Origin of the sequence: Haloarchaeobius lipolyticus (genome assembly GCF_051208015.1) — an archaeon.
Classification (GTDB): Archaea; Halobacteriota; Halobacteria; order Halobacteriales; family Natrialbaceae; genus Haloarchaeobius.
Genome location: NZ_JBPKGF010000002.1, coordinates 1,209,149 through 1,224,336 on the forward strand (window position 1 = coordinate 1,209,149; position 15,188 = coordinate 1,224,336).

General features: G+C 67.0%; 18 protein-coding genes. 12 read left to right on the forward strand and 6 right to left on the reverse strand.

The annotated features are described in order from the left end of the window. The first annotated feature begins 151 nt into the window (after positions 1–151). A complete protein-coding gene (locus ACSC1Y_RS09160; protein ID WP_435334527.1) occupies positions 152–667 on the forward strand; it encodes a TspO/MBR family protein in 516 nt (171 codons plus the stop codon). A gap of 81 nt (positions 668–748) precedes the next feature. After that, the gene (locus tag ACSC1Y_RS09165) at positions 749–2,671 is read left to right on the forward strand and encodes an ATP-binding protein (protein ID WP_435334528.1); all 1,923 of its coding nucleotides are present in this window, start codon (positions 749–751) and stop codon (positions 2,669–2,671) included. Here ACSC1Y_RS09165 and ACSC1Y_RS09170 read toward each other — a convergent pair whose 3' ends face one another. Further along, positions 2,672–3,265 (reverse strand): HalX domain-containing protein, encoded by a 594-nt coding sequence (locus ACSC1Y_RS09170; protein ID WP_435334529.1) that lies wholly within the window; start codon positions 3,263–3,265, stop codon positions 2,672–2,674. It abuts the gene before it with no gap. Positions 3,266–3,408: 143 nt separating this feature from the next. After that, the gene (locus tag ACSC1Y_RS09175) at positions 3,409–4,392 is read right to left on the reverse strand and encodes a replication factor C small subunit (RefSeq protein ID WP_435334530.1); all 984 of its coding nucleotides are present in this window, start codon (positions 4,390–4,392) and stop codon (positions 3,409–3,411) included. Between the two features lie 123 nt (positions 4,393–4,515). Here ACSC1Y_RS09175 and ACSC1Y_RS09180 point away from each other — a divergent pair, with 123 nt between their 5' ends. The 4 genes from ACSC1Y_RS09180 to ACSC1Y_RS09195 are packed head-to-tail and all read left to right on the forward strand — an operon-like array spanning position 4,516 to position 6,775. After that, complete coding sequence (locus tag ACSC1Y_RS09180; protein ID WP_435334531.1) at positions 4,516–5,631, forward strand: bactofilin family protein; 1,116 nt, start codon at positions 4,516–4,518, stop codon at positions 5,629–5,631. 60 nt (positions 5,632–5,691) lie between these two features. Then, positions 5,692–5,889, forward strand: coding sequence for a ubiquitin-like small modifier protein SAMP2 (samp2, locus tag ACSC1Y_RS09185; protein WP_435334532.1), 198 nt, complete (start codon positions 5,692–5,694; stop codon positions 5,887–5,889). Beyond that, complete coding sequence (locus tag ACSC1Y_RS09190) at positions 5,886–6,395, forward strand: peroxiredoxin family protein (RefSeq protein WP_435334533.1); 510 nt, start codon at positions 5,886–5,888, stop codon at positions 6,393–6,395. Before samp2 ends, ACSC1Y_RS09190 begins: the two co-directional genes overlap by 4 nt. A gap of 2 nt (positions 6,396–6,397) precedes the next feature. Then, complete coding sequence (locus ACSC1Y_RS09195; protein WP_435334534.1) at positions 6,398–6,775, forward strand: GNAT family N-acetyltransferase; 378 nt, start codon at positions 6,398–6,400, stop codon at positions 6,773–6,775. Positions 6,776–6,797: 22 nt separating this feature from the next. On the opposite strand, the gene ACSC1Y_RS09200 is transcribed toward ACSC1Y_RS09195, so the two are convergent. Beyond that, complete coding sequence (locus tag ACSC1Y_RS09200; RefSeq protein WP_435334535.1) at positions 6,798–8,174, reverse strand: phosphoglucomutase/phosphomannomutase family protein; 1,377 nt, start codon at positions 8,172–8,174, stop codon at positions 6,798–6,800. Positions 8,175–8,870: 696 nt separating this feature from the next. On the opposite strand from ACSC1Y_RS09200, the gene ACSC1Y_RS09205 reads away from it, so the two are divergent. The 3 genes from ACSC1Y_RS09205 to ACSC1Y_RS09215 all read left to right on the forward strand — a co-directional run bounded on the left by ACSC1Y_RS09205 (position 8,871) and on the right by ACSC1Y_RS09215 (position 11,053). Then, complete coding sequence (locus tag ACSC1Y_RS09205; protein WP_435334536.1) at positions 8,871–9,479, forward strand: OsmC family protein; 609 nt, start codon at positions 8,871–8,873, stop codon at positions 9,477–9,479. Between the two features lie 200 nt (positions 9,480–9,679). Next, complete coding sequence (locus ACSC1Y_RS09210) at positions 9,680–10,264, forward strand: NADPH-dependent FMN reductase (RefSeq protein WP_435334537.1); 585 nt, start codon at positions 9,680–9,682, stop codon at positions 10,262–10,264. A 66-nt stretch (positions 10,265–10,330) separates the two neighbouring features. Next, the gene (locus tag ACSC1Y_RS09215) at positions 10,331–11,053 is read left to right on the forward strand and encodes an ATP-grasp domain-containing protein (protein ID WP_435334538.1); all 723 of its coding nucleotides are present in this window, start codon (positions 10,331–10,333) and stop codon (positions 11,051–11,053) included. 30 nt (positions 11,054–11,083) lie between these two features. Here the strand turns inward: ACSC1Y_RS09215 and ACSC1Y_RS09220 are convergent, their stop codons facing one another. Next, positions 11,084–11,335 (reverse strand): GIY-YIG nuclease family protein, encoded by a 252-nt coding sequence (locus tag ACSC1Y_RS09220; protein ID WP_435334539.1) that lies wholly within the window; start codon positions 11,333–11,335, stop codon positions 11,084–11,086. 60 nt (positions 11,336–11,395) lie between these two features. Further along, on the reverse strand, positions 11,396–11,548 hold the full coding sequence (locus tag ACSC1Y_RS09225; protein WP_435334540.1) for a DUF7563 family protein: 153 nt from the start codon (positions 11,546–11,548) through the stop codon (positions 11,396–11,398). Positions 11,549–12,015: 467 nt separating this feature from the next. Between ACSC1Y_RS09225 and ACSC1Y_RS09230 the strand changes: the two genes are divergently transcribed. Further along, positions 12,016–12,183: a DUF1931 family protein gene (locus ACSC1Y_RS09230; RefSeq protein WP_261649355.1), complete on the forward strand. Its 168-nt coding sequence runs from the start codon at positions 12,016–12,018 to the stop codon at positions 12,181–12,183. 67 nt (positions 12,184–12,250) lie between these two features. Here ACSC1Y_RS09230 and rpiA read toward each other — a convergent pair whose 3' ends face one another. Continuing rightward, positions 12,251–12,943 carry a ribose-5-phosphate isomerase RpiA gene (rpiA, locus tag ACSC1Y_RS09235; RefSeq protein WP_435334541.1) on the reverse strand — a complete coding sequence of 231 codons (693 nt, stop codon included), beginning with the start codon at positions 12,941–12,943 and terminating at the stop codon, positions 12,251–12,253. Positions 12,944–13,089: 146 nt separating this feature from the next. Between rpiA and ACSC1Y_RS09240 the strand changes: the two genes are divergently transcribed. Both ACSC1Y_RS09240 and ACSC1Y_RS09245 read left to right on the forward strand, forming a co-directional pair. Then, positions 13,090–13,803, forward strand: a complete 714-nt coding sequence (locus ACSC1Y_RS09240) for an ABC transporter ATP-binding protein (RefSeq protein ID WP_435334542.1) — start codon at positions 13,090–13,092, stop codon at positions 13,801–13,803. After that, positions 13,800–15,041, forward strand: a complete 1,242-nt coding sequence (locus ACSC1Y_RS09245; protein ID WP_435334543.1) for an ABC transporter permease — start codon at positions 13,800–13,802, stop codon at positions 15,039–15,041. Before ACSC1Y_RS09240 ends, ACSC1Y_RS09245 begins: the two co-directional genes overlap by 4 nt. The last annotated feature ends 147 nt before the right edge of the window (positions 15,042–15,188 follow it).

The following is a 15,188-nucleotide window of genomic DNA, read 5'->3' on the forward strand; positions in this document are numbered from 1 at the left end:
ATTCCGCAACCGTGGTACGTGGCCATTCTGCCGGTTTCCTGACGGAGTCTCCCGTCGGCGGAGTTCAGGGTTCGGTGGCGCCGTCGCGACCGTCCAGACACCCAACACGTTCGAACCAATCCTCTTCCCCGTCGCGGTCCTCCCTACGATCATGTCGACCGACCGCGGTAGCTGGCTCGCTCGTATCGACCGTCCCGACCGGGACGAACTCCTCGCGCTCGTCGGCTTCGTCGTCCTCGTCAATCTGGTCGGTGGCGCCGCGGCCGTCATCGGCGGCCCGGGAAGCGACTGGTTCGCCAGCCTGGAGAAGCCGTGGTTCTACCCGCCGAGCTGGCTGTTCGGCGTGGTCTGGACCCTGCTGTTCACGCTGATGGGTATCGCCCTCTACCGCGTCTGGCGCGTCGGCTGGTCCGACAGGGCGGTCAGGGTAGCCGTCGCCCTCTTCGTCGCCCAGATGGCGGTCAACGTAGCCTGGACGCCGGCGTTCTTCGGACTGCAGAACCCCGGTCTGGCGCTCGTCGTCATCCTCGTGCTCGGGCCGCTCGTCGCCGCGACCATCTGGGCGTTCGACCGCGTCGACCGGACGGCGGCGGCGCTGCTCGTCCCGTACCTGCTGTGGGTCTCGTTCGCCACGGTCCTGAACGCGGCAATCTGGTTGGCGAACTGAACTGAAAGGCAGCAACATTATACCACTCCTTATAGTACACCTGCGGTAACGACACACGAAGGGGTCGCGATGGGTGAACAAATGACAGTCTCTCCCCGGGTCGTCGTAACCGCCAGCAGTGCCGCCAGGCGGAGGGCGGTAGCGGCTGCACTGGGCGACGCCATGGACACCGAGTCGGTCGATATCGGGGACCTGGACGCTACGGCCCTCGCGGGCGCGGACTGTCTCGTCGTGGCCGACGAAGCGGCGGACACCGGGGGTGTAGCCTCCTCCACGAACGGTGGTCCCCCGACCATCGCGTTCGTCGACGCCGACCCCGCCAGCGTCGCCTGCGAGGCGGACGGGTTCGTCCGAGACCGGGGCGAAAGCGCCATCGAGCGGCTTCGAGACGAGATCCGCTGGCGCGTCCGGGACGGAACACGACGAGCCGACGCCGAAACGGCACTCGTCGAGAGCCACGCGAAGATAGAGCGACTCCACGAGGTCGCCGCGAAGATGGTCGCGTGCGACTCCGAGCGAGGCGTCTACGACGTCGCGGTTCGGGCGGCCGAGGAGATACTGGACCTCGACATCGTCGGCATCGATGTGCTAGAGGACGGGTTCTTCGTGCCACAGGTCGTCTCCGACGAGATGCGGTCAGCGGGCTACGGGCGGATCCCTGTCGACCAGGGCATCGCCGGGGAGACCTACCAATCCGGGAGTTCCATCGTCGTCGCGGACATCCACGAACGCGCCGATGTCGATCCTGCGGGGGCGTACCGTTCCATCCTGTCGGTTCCTGTCGGTGACTTCGGGCTCTTGCAGGCGGGGTCGACCGAGATCGGCGCGTTCGACGACCGCGACCGCGAACTCGCCGAACTGCTCGCGACCCACGTCGCCGAGACGGTCGAGCGACTCCGCGCCGAGGACGAACTGCGGCGCGAGCGCGACCGGCTCGCGGCACTGTTCGAGAACGTCCCCGACCCGGTCGTCTGTTTCGCGTACTCCGATGGCTCGCTCCGCGTCGTCGACGCGAACGGACAGTTCGAGCGCTGCTTCGGCTGGAGTGCGGACGAGATCAGGGGCGGGGACATCGACGAGTTCATCGTTCCAGAGGGCTTCGAAGCCGAAGCGACCGAGCTGAACGAGAAACTCCTCGCCGGCGAGAGCCACATCGCCACGACGAAGCGCCTGACCACGGAGGGTGTCCGTGACTTCCTGTTGCACGTCGTCCCCTTCGCACTGGGCGAACGGAGCTGGCAGGGATACGCCATCTACACCGACATCACGGACCAGCAACAGCGTCAGCGCGAACTCGAACGGCAGAACGAACGGCTCGACGCCTTCGCGAGCATCGTGAGTCACGACCTGCGGAACCCGCTCTCCATCGCGCAGGGCTATCTCGACCTCGCCGAGGAGACGCACGACTCCGCCCACTTCGAGGAGGTTCGATTCGCACACGAGCGCATGAACACCCTCGTCGACGACCTGCTCACCCTGGCGCGGCAGGGCGACGTGGTCGGTGAGTGCGAGCCGGTCAGCCTCGAAGACGTCGTGAAACGCGCCTGGGCGAGCGTCCAGACCGGTTCGGCGACCCTGACGGTGACGGAGGACACGACCGTGACCGCCGACCGGGCCCGGCTGCTGGAGCTGCTCGAGAACCTGTTCCGGAACTCGGTGGAACACGGGTCGGGGTCGCCAGCGCGGGACAGACCCGGCGGGTCGGGCGACACGGCGGTCGAGCACTGTCCCGAGGAGCGGTCGCTCTCGATCCGGGTCGGACCGCTCGAGTCCGGGTTCTTCGTCGAGGACGACGGGTGCGGCATCCCGGAGGCGGAGCGAGAGGCGGTCCTCGAGTTCGGCTTCACGACGAGCGAACAGGGAACCGGATTCGGGCTCACCATCGTCCAGGAGATCGCCGAGGCCCACGGCTGGACGTTCGATGTCACCGAGAGCGACTCCGGCGGTGTCCGGTTCGAGTTCACCGAGCGCCAGAAGGCGGTCGACGCCGACCCCGTCGCCTGATCAGTACGAGACGGCGCTCGAGTGGTTCCCGAGCAGACCGTGGAACAGGTGCGTCTCGTCGGTCTCTGCGAGCAGTTCGTCGAGCAGCGCGTCGGCGCGATTCGACTGCCGTTCGACCGCGACTTCGAGGTCGGCGTACTCCTCGCTCTCGTCCAGTTCACCGGCGGACTTGCGAGATTCGAGCACGGCTTTCTTCGCGACGAGCGCGTAGTACTCTCGGAGCTCACGGTCGTACTCGTTCCGCCGGGCGAGTCGCTCGAGACAGCGGTTGAGCGTCGCCTGCTGGACCGGTTTGATGAGGTAGTCGTCGAAGCCCATCTCGACGATGTCGAACCCCGGCTCGACCGCCGTGACGATGACGACCTGACAGTTGTAGCCGTCGGCGCGGAGCTGTTCGAGCACCTCGTCGCCCGAGAGTCCCGGGAGGTTCCGGTCGAGGACGACGATATCGGTCGCTTCCGTGATAGCGGATATCGCGGACCCGCCGTCGGTGACGGTCCGAACCCGCCACTGCTCGCCTAGCCAGCACGCGTAGAGGCTCGCAAGCTCCGTGTTGTCCTCGGCGATGAGGACCTCTGTCGGGTCGTCGACCATGCGATTTGAGTAACCGATGGAAACGAGAACGCTTCTACGCATAAAAGTCTCGGCCGTTGTCGTGTCGAGTTCATCGACGGTCGCAACGCAGGAGCGTTCCGGACGAGAATTGCGCAGAACGCCCGTCGTCGGCGGTTCGGTACTCAGTCGTGCAGCGCGAGCGACGCCAACAGGGCCTCGAGCTGGACGCGCTCGTTCGCCCCCTCCGTGATGCGGAAGTCGGCCTCACCGACGCGGTCCATCAGGCGGACGGCGGCCTTCTCGGGGAGGTCGAACTCCCAGGCGGAGCGGTGGAGCTGGTCGATGATGTCGCCACCGGCCAGGCCGCGCTCGGACAGGAGGTGGTCGAGTTTGGCACGCGCCGCGATGAAGTCCCCCGCGATGGCGTCCGTGACCATCGCCTCGACCTCCTCGGGACGGGCGGTCGACGTGATGGCGTAGACCGTCTCTTCGTCCACCTCGTCGCCCATAACCGAGGCGGCCTGCAGCGCGTTGATGGCCTTACGCATGTCGCCGTCGGCCGCGTAGACGAGCGCGTCGACACCCTCGTCGGTCAGCTCGATTCCCTCCTCTCCTGCGATGTACCGTATCTGCTCGGCGACGGCCTCGTCCGCGAGCTGCGAGAACCGGAACACCGCACACCGGGACTGGATGGGGTCGATGATCTGGCTGGAGTAGTTACACGAGAGGATGAACCGCGTGTTGTTCGAGAACTGCTCCATCGTCCGGCGCAGTGCGGACTGGGCGTCCGAGGTCAGCGCGTCCGCCTCGTCGAGGAAGATGATGCGGTAGTCGTAGCCGCCGAAGGAGGTCCGCGCGAAGTTCTTGATACGGTCGCGGACCACGTCGATGCCGCGCTGGTCCGAGGCGTTCAGCTCGAGGAAGTTCTCGCGCCACTCGTCGCCGTATATCTCCTTGGCGATGCTCACGGCCGAGGCGGTCTTCCCGACGCCGGCCGGCCCTGCGAACATGAGGTGCGGCAGGTCGTCCTTCTGGATGTAGCTCTTCAGCCGTCCGAGGATGTCCTCGTGACCCACCACCTCGTCCAGCGAATCGGGGCGGTACTTCTCTATCCAGACCTCGTTGCGACCGGCGGCCGGCGCCTCCGTCTCCTCGGCCTCGCTCATGGACGAACGGAGGGTCGGTCCGGTCATAAAGCCCCCGAGACGCTGGCGTGCGAGTCTGTCGCACGACGACTGCTATCTCTCAGCCAGCGGATAGGTTATCTCTCGGCCCAGCGTAGAGTTTGCATGAACAGTTCACACGCTGGACGCCGAGCGGCAGTGCTCGCCGTCACACTCATGCTCGTCCTCGCGTCGATTCCCGGCACGGTCGCCGCCGAATCCGCCATCGCGAACACATACGTCGTCGCGGAAGGCGAGACGGTGAACGGACTCGACGTCGTCGGCGCGACGGTCGTGATTCGCGGGACCGTCCAGGGTGACCTGAACGCCGCCGCCGCCGACGTCCGCATCGAAGAGACCGGCGTCGTCACGGGTGACGTGAACGTCGCGGCAGCCAGCCTCACCATCGCCGGTCGCGTCGAGGGGAACGTGAACGCCGGCGTGGCCACCCTCGAACTGCGCGAAGGCTCCGTCGTCGGCGGGTCCGTCGCCGCGGGTGCGGCCGACGCGACCCTCGCCGGTGAGGTGACGGGAAACGTCGAACTCGGTGCGGACACCATCCGGGTCGCCGACACGGCCGTCATCGGCGGTGACCTCCGCTACGACGGCGACCTCCAGCGAGCCGAGGGTGCCAGCATCGCTGGCGAAGTCGTCCGCGACGACACCATCGGCGCCGGCGATGGCGCCTTCTCCGGAGTAGCCGAGGACGTTTTGGAGGGGCTGTTCACCGTCTACGGCTTCGTCGTGAACCTCGTGGTCGGTGCGCTGCTCCTGCTCGTGCTGCCCCGGTTCTCCGAGCGCGTGGCTGCCCGGGCGATCACCGACCCCGTCAAGAGCGGTGGTGTCGGTCTACTGGCGCTCATCGCGGTCCCGGTCGCCCTCGTGCTGCTCGCGCTGACCATCATCGGCATCCCGTTCACGGTCGTCGGCGCGCTGCTGTTCGCGCTGGTCGCCTGGGTGGCGGTCATCTACGGCCGCTTCGCCATCGGCTCGTGGCTCGTGGCGAAGGCGGGTGGCGACAACCGCTGGCTCGCACTCGTCGTGGGCCTGCTCGTCGGTCTGGTGTTCAGCTGGGTCCCGGTCGTCGACGGCGTACTCGAACTCGCCGTGTTCCTGCTGGGTCTGGGCGCGCTCGCCCTCGTGCTGAAGGAGGAATTCGACGCTCGCCGGGAGCGCCGGACCGCTTCCCCCGACTCGCGGGAGTCGGTCGCCGACGACGCAGAGGGCGTCCCGCCGGCGTGACCGGACCGAACGGCGGCTTCGGACGACACCCTTAGGGCCGCCCACTCGCAATCGTCTCTCATGCAGGTCACCGTGGACGTCAAGGGCGAGGGGACCCACGAACTGGACCTCCCCGAGCCGACCTACGCCGACTGCCTCGCCGAACTGGGGCTCAGCCCTCACGAGGTGAGCGTCCTCGTGGACGGCCGGCCCGTCCCGGAGGACCAGCCGGTCGCGGTACAGCAGTTCACCGTCTTGCGGCTCATCAAGGGCGGATGACGGCCATCGGCTTCTCGCTCCCGAACGTCGGTCCCGGCCCTGACCCCTGCTCGCTCGACCGGCTCGCCGCCGACCACGACTTCGTCCTCCTGCTGTTCCAGCGCGACCACTACTGCACGAACTGCCGCAAGCAGGTCCAGCAGGTCCGCGACCGCTACGACGAGTTCGCGGCCCGGAACACCGAGGTCGTCTCCATCGTGCCCGAATCGCGCGAGCGGGTCCAGGAGTGGCAGGACAGCTACGACCTCCCGTATCCGCTGCTCGCAGACCCCGAGGCGGCGACCGGCGACGCCTACGACCAGCCGGTCCGGTTCGGCCTGCTCGGCAAGGTGAGCGACTTCTTCGGTCGGATGCCAGAGGCCGTCATCCTCGATACCCGCGGGGACGAGCCGTCGGTCGCGTGGGAGTACAGGAGTCGGTCGACGTTCGACCGCCCGGACCTCGACCGCATCCTCGCGGAGCTGGACCGGCTCGCGGGGAGTGACCATGCCGGGAGCGGGCCGTAACGATGCGCGTCCGACGGGCCCGGGAGGACGACCGCGAGGCCGTCGAGGCAGTCCTCGACGCCGCGATGCTCCAGACCGACCACGTCGAGGGTGCCGTTTCGGGTGGAGATGCCTTCGTCGCGGTCGAGGAAGGGCGGGTTCTCGGCGCGGCCGTGCTGGTCCAGGACGAGCGCGCGATGCACGTCGACGCCATCGCGGTCCGGCCGAACCGACGCGGGCAGGGCATCGGGTCGGCGCTGGTGGAGGTGGCGGCAGCGGAGACCGACGACCGGCTCACGGCCGCCTTCGACGAGACTGTCAGGCCCTTCTACGAGTCGCTGGGGTTCGAGGTTCGCGAGAAGAACGAGCGGCTGTGGGGCGAGCTGATGACACGGCCGTAGGAGAGGGTAGAGTCGTCGCGATTCAGACCAGCTGCGAGACCAGTTCGTACCCGTCCTCCAGCAGCGCATCCACGCGCTCGGCACTCGACGCCTCGGCGTAGACCCGCATCTTCGGCTCGGTCCCGGACGGGCGGACGAGCACCCACGAACCGTCCTCCAGCAGGAGCTTGAAGCCGTCCTTCGTCACCACGTCGGCGACCGAAACGCCGGCGACCTCGTCGGGAATCTCGTCGCTCAGGTCGGCGACGACGCGGGCCTTCTGGCTGTCGGGGCAGTCGACGCTGACCTTGTGCTGGTGGATCTCGCCGAACTCGTCGAGCAGGTCGTCGACGCGGTCGTCGTAGGCGCGCTCGTGCTCGACGGCGGCGGCGAGCAGCGCCATGAGGACGCCGTCCTTCTCGCGGATGTGGCCGCGGATGGAGAAGCCGCCCGACTCCTCGCCGGCCATCAGGGCGTCGCACTCGCCCATCGCCTCGGCGACGTACTTGAAGCCGACGGGTACCTCGACGACCTCCTGGCCGTGCTTCTCGGCGATGCGGTCGAGCAGGAACGTCGTGGAGACGGTCCGGACGACCGGCCCCTCGTCGGATTCGAGCAGGTAGTCGTAGGTCGCGGCGAAGAACAGGTTCTCGTCGAGGTGGCCCCGGTCGGGCGTGACGACGGCGATACGGTCGGCGTCGCCGTCGTTGGCGATGCCGAGGTCGGCGCCCCTCTTGTCGACGGCATCGGCGAGTCCCTCGAGGTTCTCGGCGCTCGGCTCCGGCGAGACCCCGCCGAACTCGGGGTCGGTCTCACAGCGCAGGCGGTCGACCGTCGCGCCGGACTCCTCGAGCAGCCTGTCGGTCGTGTCGCGGCCGGAGCCGTGCATCGCGTCGTAGACGACGTGCAGGCCCGACAGGTCGTCGGGAACGAGGTCGCGGGCGTGCGAGAAGTGCGGTTCGACGAAGTCGACCTCCCGAACGGTCCCGTGCTGGTCTTCCGGGAGCGGATCTGGCTCGGCGAGGCGGTCCTCGATGGCTTCCGTGACCGACTCCGGCGCGGGTGCGGCGTCGTCGCCGATGAACTTCACGCCGTTGTACTCCGGCGGGTTGTGACTCGCGGTGAGCATCAGGGCACCGGCGAGGTCCCGATGACGTATCTGCCAGGCCGTCAGCGGCGTCGGTCGGTCGCGGTCGGGGAGGACGACGTCGAAACCGTTCGCACAGAGCACGCGGGAGAGTTCCTCGGCGAACTTCGGTGAGGACTCGCGGGCGTCGTAGCCGACGGCGACGGTCTCGCCGCCTCGCCCCTCGTCGCGGAGGTAGCTGGCGACGGCCTGTCCGACCATCCGGACTCGGGGGACGGTGAACTCGTCGAGCGTCGCCCGCCACCCGTCGGTCCCGAAGGTGATGGCATCCATGTGGGGCCAGTCACCGCCCCGGGCGATAAATCCCACCGACGACACTCGCCTCTCGGCGACGGCGTTCACTTTCACTCCGGTAGGACCAGACCTTTCACCCGTCCGTTCGATATCACCATTAGCGTCCGATAGCGACGCGAGTCCCACGCGGGGCGCGACGCACACCGCTCTGCGTCTGAAAACAACGTGCGGCGGAGGTGTTAGGAAATCGGAAAGGGCCTCCGCGCGACACTCGCGACGGGTGGCGTCACCCTGCTGGCACAGGGGTCGCAGTCCGGCTGGATCTTGATCGCCCTCGCGGTGTTCGCTCCGTCTGACGAGCAGTCCGAGTGATACCGGTGGTCGCTGGCACGGCCGCCGGCCTTCTTTCGCGTCTCGCACCGGACGACCCGTCTCTGTATCCGACAGCCGTGAGTACCGTGCGCAGGGTCAAATAGTTTCAGTTCCACCGTGTTGTGCGCGGAAGCGTGCGCCGACATCCCGGGGCGTCGAGCCCCGAAACGGGTGGTCCCCGGCGTTCCGACCTGTTGTCCCCAGCACCGTAGCGTGTGGTCACAGACCCCGAAATGGGCTACCCTCGCACCCCGCAACGGACTGCCCTCGCACCCCCTCAACGGACTGCCCTCGCACCCCTCAACTGGCTGGCCATCGGCTTACCCGCTCGCTCGTCCTACACCACTGCACGGAGTGAAGACCATGTCTGTAGAGAAACGTACGGCCGGGAAAGCAGCGGTCCACGGTATCGACCTCGAGACACACGAGGCGTTCGTCGACCAGGTCGCCGCCGACCCCGAGGCCTCGACCGTCACCTTCAGTGCCACGGGCACGACCGAGGACGTCGCCAACCACACGCTGGCCACCGTCGGCGAGTTCATGATGGGTGACGAGAAGATGGGAACCAACCGCGCGCACACCGTCGAGCTCGGGCTCCCGGCGGAGCTCGAGGAGGCGATGGGCTACGTCGACGTCACCGACCGCTGTGAGGCGGTCGAGATGGCGCTCGCGGGCCTGACGGCCTGCATCAACGGGACCATCGAGCTCAACGCCATGCGGGAGGGAATCGACGTCGAGGACGTCACCACGACCGTCTCCGTCCCGCTCGACACGCGCGTCCTGTTCGGCATCCAGGACGTCGACAAGGCAGGCGAGATGCTCGGCGACCTCGAGATAGAGGTACAGGTGACCGGCACGGACCTCTCCGAGGCAGACGTCGAGCGCATCAAGACGTTCCCGCAGCGGTCGCCGGTGTTCAACCTGCTGACGCGTGCGAACCCCAGCGAGCCGACCGTTCACGTGTCTACCTGATGTAGACCGGAACCGGCCTCGCAGGCCCGTTCCGCACGACGGTCTCGCGACCGCCCCGACGCAGCCGGCCGCCGACTGCTGCCCGTAGCTGTCGAAATTCTGTTCTGTACGGATACCGAAGATAGCGAGCGTATAGCGGAAGAATTACCATCAGAGATGGACTGACGAACTTTTACGTGCGGACCCCCGACCATCGTCAGATGAGTGGTAAGCCGACCGTCCTCGCGGTCTGTGGAAGTCTCCGCGAGACGAGCTACACGAGAACGGCGCTGTTACACGCACTGGCTGCCGCGGAGACGGCCGGTGCGGAGACCGACCTGCTCGACCTCGCCAAGGCCGACCTCCCCGTCTTCGACCCCGACGAGGACGACCAGGGCGCGACGGAGTACGTCCGGCAGGTCCGCGAGGCCGACGCGGTCATCCTCGGCACGCCCGTCTACCACGGCTCGTACTCGGGCGCGCTGAAGAACTTCCACGACTTCTGTAGCTTCGACGAGTACGAAGACACCGCGGTCGCACTGCTGGCGACGGCCGGCGGCGGTTCGTACGGGCCGACCCTGGGACATCTGCGGAGCACCGTCCGCGGCGTCCACGGACACGTGATTCCCCAGCAGGTCGGCATCCGGAACGCCTACGACCGGTTCGTGGACGACCCGGACGCCCCGGGCGGTCGAGCGTTCGTCGACGACGACCTCGCGGAGCGAGTCGCGACGCTCGGTGTCGAGGTCGTCGCGGCCGCCCGTCGGTTCGCCACCACGCCGGCCGACGTCGCCAGCCCGGAGTGAGCTTCCGCCGTCGTCAGTTCTTGCATCGACGCCACTCCTTTCGTCCTCGACCCCGTAGTGAGAGCCATGTCCGGCCGTCCCCTCGTCGGGTTCTGTTGTCCGTCCGACCACACGGTGTTCGCCGGTGTCGCGGACGCACTGAAGGCGCGAGGTCTCTCGGTGGCCTTCTACGACCCTGACGAACCTGTGGCCGAGGGGACGCTCCGTGAACTGGACGCGCTGGTCGTCAAGAAGGCGCGACCGGCATCGTTCGTCACTCTCCGTCGGGCCGATTCCCTGGGCGTTCCCGCGTGGAACGACTTCTTCGTCTACTGCCTCTTCGGCTTCCGGCTCACCGGGCTGCACGCGCTCGAGGCGGTCGGCCTTCGGACGCCGCCGGTGTCGTTCGTGCCGCCCGCCGGCGAGTACGTGGCGAAATACCTCAGGAGCTGGGATGGCGTGCCCCGGAGGAACGGAGACGGTGACTTCTACCAGCCGCTGCTCCCCACGGACGGGACCGACCAGAAGTACTACGTCGTCGATGACGGGGGGCGCATCCACGTGAGCGTCCTCGAGACCACCTCCAAACTGGAAGCCGAGAAGCAGGTGCTCGGTCGTCTCGACGCCGACCCGGCCGTGGTCGCGAGCCTCAGAGACCTCGTCGGGCGAACCGGTGCGCGGGGGCTCGGGGTCGATATCGTCCTCGTCGACGGCGAACCGGTCGCGGTCGACGTGAACCCCGCACCGAGTTTCCGAGGGGCGGGACTCGACGACGCGATCACGGAATCGGTCGAACGGCTCGTCCGCTGAGACAGCGGTGTGCGGGTCCGTCCCGTCGACTCAGTCCGTCCCCTCGACGAGAGCCAGCTTCTCGGTCCGCGAGAGCTGTTTTATCGCGTACTCGCGGCTCATCGCGGCCGATCGCGTCCCGTACCGCTGCTGGTAGCGAAGGCTGACGGGCGTCCGCCCTCGCGTGTACTTCGCTCCCTCGCCGGCGTCGTGTTCCGCGACCCTGCGCGCTACGTCGGTCGTGTAGCCGGTGTACAGCGATCCGTCGGCGCACTCCAGCACGTAGACGTAGTGGTCACTCACGTGCCCGAGTTCGGACTCCCGCCGTAGAAAAGTATCGCGTGGCCGGTCACCGAGTCTGCGTCATGTCGCGCCGGCACGTCGGCGTCGGGCTTCCTCGGCGATTCCGGCGTTCGCCGAGCAGCTGATACACGCCAGTATTCGGCCGTGTTCGTCCGCGAACACGCGCGCGAACTGTTCAGAGACATGCGCACTGCAGTTATCACACGTTGGCATGGTTGGAACCGGTAGACCAGGTACCGGGTAGCTGGTTGTTGGGGGTACGATAGTAAATAGCTATTCCAGATTGTCACCCAAATTCGGTCAGTGGGAAGTATCTCTTGCATTCGGTGACGCTCGACTGTCTAACTCTGTGGTTCGATTCTCGAACTACAAACTATATCTACTGAAAGACCAAACTTACCCAGCGTCGCCGGCGCGCGCGAGAGCCGATGACTGGTTCCAATGGTGTTCGTATGCCGTCTGTCGGTTCTCCTCTCGAGAGACCGGTGGAGCGGACGGAACCGCCGTTCCGTCGTCCGAATCCACTGGAAGGGCGCTGCAGTCTTGCGATTTCCTGATTTCCAGCTCGATTCCGATTCTGTCGTCGAACCCCCGACAATCCTCGCTACACGCCCGTCTCAGGGCCTATGTGGGTGCTATACAGCAAGTATTATAAAGGGGGCGTGGGAAGGGGCGGTCGTATGGCAGACCTCATCGTCAAGGCAGCCGTTAAGGAAGCGCTCAAGGACAAGAACGTTGCATCGGACTTCTACGACGCACTCGACGAGGAAGTCGCAGAGCTCCTCGAGGACGCCGCCCGCCGCGCAGAAGCGAACGACCGAAAGACGGTCCAGCCCCGCGACCTGTAAAGCGGTCTCCCCGCTTTCTAACCGTTTTCACGACCCCCGAGCCGCAGGACTCGGCAGTCCGGTCTCCTCAGTCCGACCGCGTAGTGACGTCCACGCCGTCGTCGGTCCCGACGTGTATCTCGTCCGCGAGCCCCACGAACAAACCGTGTTCGACGACGCCGGGGACGGTCGAGAGCGCGGGTGCGAGTGCGCCCGGTTCGTCGACCGTGCCGAAGTCGCAGTCGAGCACGACGTTCCCGTTGTCCGTGACGACGGGCCCATCTTTGCGCTCGGCCGCTCGGAGTGAGGGTTCGCCACCGAGTCCACGAATCGCCTCCGCGACGGTCGGCCGTGCATCGGGGAGCACCTCGACCGGGACCGGGTAGTCGAGGCCGTCTACGACCTTCGACGGGTCCGCGACGACGACGAAGCGGTCCGCAGCCGCGTCGACAACCTTCTCGCGGGCGTGAGCCGCCCCACCGCCCTTGACGAGCGCGAAGCCGTCGACCTGGTCCGCCCCGTCGATAGCGATGTCGACGCGGTCGACCGCGTCGAGGCTCGTGAGCGGAATATCACAGTCGAGCGCGAGCTGGCGCGACTGGAACGAGGTCGGGATCCCCCGGACGTCCAGTCCCGCGTCGACGGCCCGTCCGATGGCTCGGATGGCGTGTGCCGCTGTCGAACCGGTCCCGAGTCCGACCACCATGCCGTCCTCGACGAGGTCCGCGGCGTGTTCACCCGCCCGTCGCTTCTGTTCGGTCGTCCCACCGGTGTTCTTCATGTGCGTGTGCTCCACGCGGGGCCAGTAAGCCGTTTTCCTCCCGACCGGCCGTGCGGATTCGAGAGCCGCTACTCCGGTGGTTCTGGGTAGCACACCACTCGGCGTTCGGAGATACACTTTTGTTCACAGCGCGTGTCATGAACGTTATGAGTTCTTCCACCGACGACGGGCCGGCGGTCCGGCTCTCGGAGGTACGCAAGACCTACCACGTCGGCGAGCCGGTCCACGCCCTGGACGGGGTCTCGCTCGATGTCGACCGTGGGTCGTATACGGCGGTTATGGGGCCGAGTGGGTCCGGGAAGTCGACGCTGATGAACCTCATCGGCTGTCTCGACACCCCCACGGAGGGGCAGGTGTACGTCGACGGCGAGGAGGTGACCGCCATGTCCGACCGCGAACGAACCCGTATCCGCGGCGACTCGGTCGGTTTCGTCTTCCAGACGTTCAACCTGATGCCGCGGATGACCGCGGTCGAGAACGTCGCCCTCCCGCTCGTGTTCCGGGGCGTCGATAGCGACGAACGACACGAGCGCGCCGCCGCCCTCCTCGAACGTGTCGGTCTCGGCGACCGGCTCGACCACGTCCCGAACGAGCTCTCCGGCGGGCAGCGACAGCGCGTCGCCATCGCCCGGGCGCTCGTCGCCGACCCGGCCATCATCCTCGCGGACGAGCCGACCGGCAACCTCGACACGGCGACCGGCGAGCAGATAATGGACCTGTTCGCCGAGCTCCACCGCGAGGGGAACACCATCGTGATGGTGACACACGAGCGCGACATCGCCGAGCACGCCGAGCGGATCGTCACGCTCGTCGACGGTCAGATAGAGTCCATCGAGGAGCTCGCGGCGGTGCATGGATGAATCCCGCCACCAGCTTCCGCATGGCGTGGCGAGCCATCCGCTCGCACAAGCTTCGCTCGACGTTGACCACCCTCGGCGTCATCATCGGCGTCGCTGCGGTCATCACCTTCGTCACGCTCGGCGCCTCGCTTCAGGCCGGCATCATCGGCGAGGTCAGTCCCGACGAACAGCAGAACGTCTACACCTGGGCTGCACCCGAGGAGCGCAGCAATCAGGGGCCACTCGCCGGCGCACAACCGGTGTTCACACAGCGTGACGCCGACCAGCTCGCCGGGAAGTCGGCCATCGCCGCGGCCTACGGCTATACTCCATTACCAGCCCAGAGCGTGAACTACGGCGGGCAACGCGTCCCCAGGCAGGACGCCGTGGTCGCGACGGGTCCGGAGTACCTCGACGACGAGGACATCGCCGAGGGCAGGCGGTTCGAGCTGGGTACCCGTGAAGCGGTCATCAACCCCGCCATGGCCGGTGCGTTCGAGCAGAACGTGACTGTCGGCGACACCATCACCGTAACGCTGCTCGGCGGTCGAACCATCAACGCCACCGTCGTGGGCATCACGGAGACCTCCGAGTCCCGCTCGCCGTTCGAGGGCTTCAATCCCGCGCCGCGGGTCTACCTGCCCATCGACCCGTACTACACGCAGGACGTGGCCGGCGGCCAGGAGACGCCCCGGTTCGCTGCACTCGTCATCGAGGCGACCGGCGTCGGGGACGTCGAGCAGGCGAAGGAGCAGGCGCGAGCCTACCTGGACAGCGACCAGTCCGACGCGGAGGAGCTGGCCGGCGACGACCTGACGTACCGGCTCCAGACGAGCACGGAGCTCCTCGGCCAGCTCGAGGCAATCCTGAGTCAGCTGCAGGCGTTCGTCATCGGCATCGCCGCGCTCTCGCTCATCGTGGGCTCCATCGGTATCGCGAACATCATGCTCGTCTCGGTCACGGAGCGGACCCGCGAGATCGGCATCATGAAGGCCGTCGGCGCACAGAAACGCGACATCATCGGCCTGTTCGTCACCGAAGCCGTCATCATCGGCATCATCGGGTCGATACTGGGAACGATACTCGGCGTGGTGGTCGGCTACGCTGGCGCCCAGTTCATCGACATCCCGCTGACCTACCCGTTCGAGTGGTTCGGCATCGCCATCGCCGTCGGCATCCTGGTCGGCGTACTCGCGGGGCTGTATCCGGCGTGGTCGGCGGCGAAGACCGACCCGATAGACGCCCTGCGGTACGAGTAGTGCGGGTATTGGGGTTATACCGTCGCGTTCCTCCTCTGGGCTCGATATTTGACCGAGGACCCGGCAACCTCGAGGAGCGGTTCACGAGACACGACTCACACGAGAGACCGCACCACTGCTCACGGGCCACAAAGTGGCCCGTTCGCC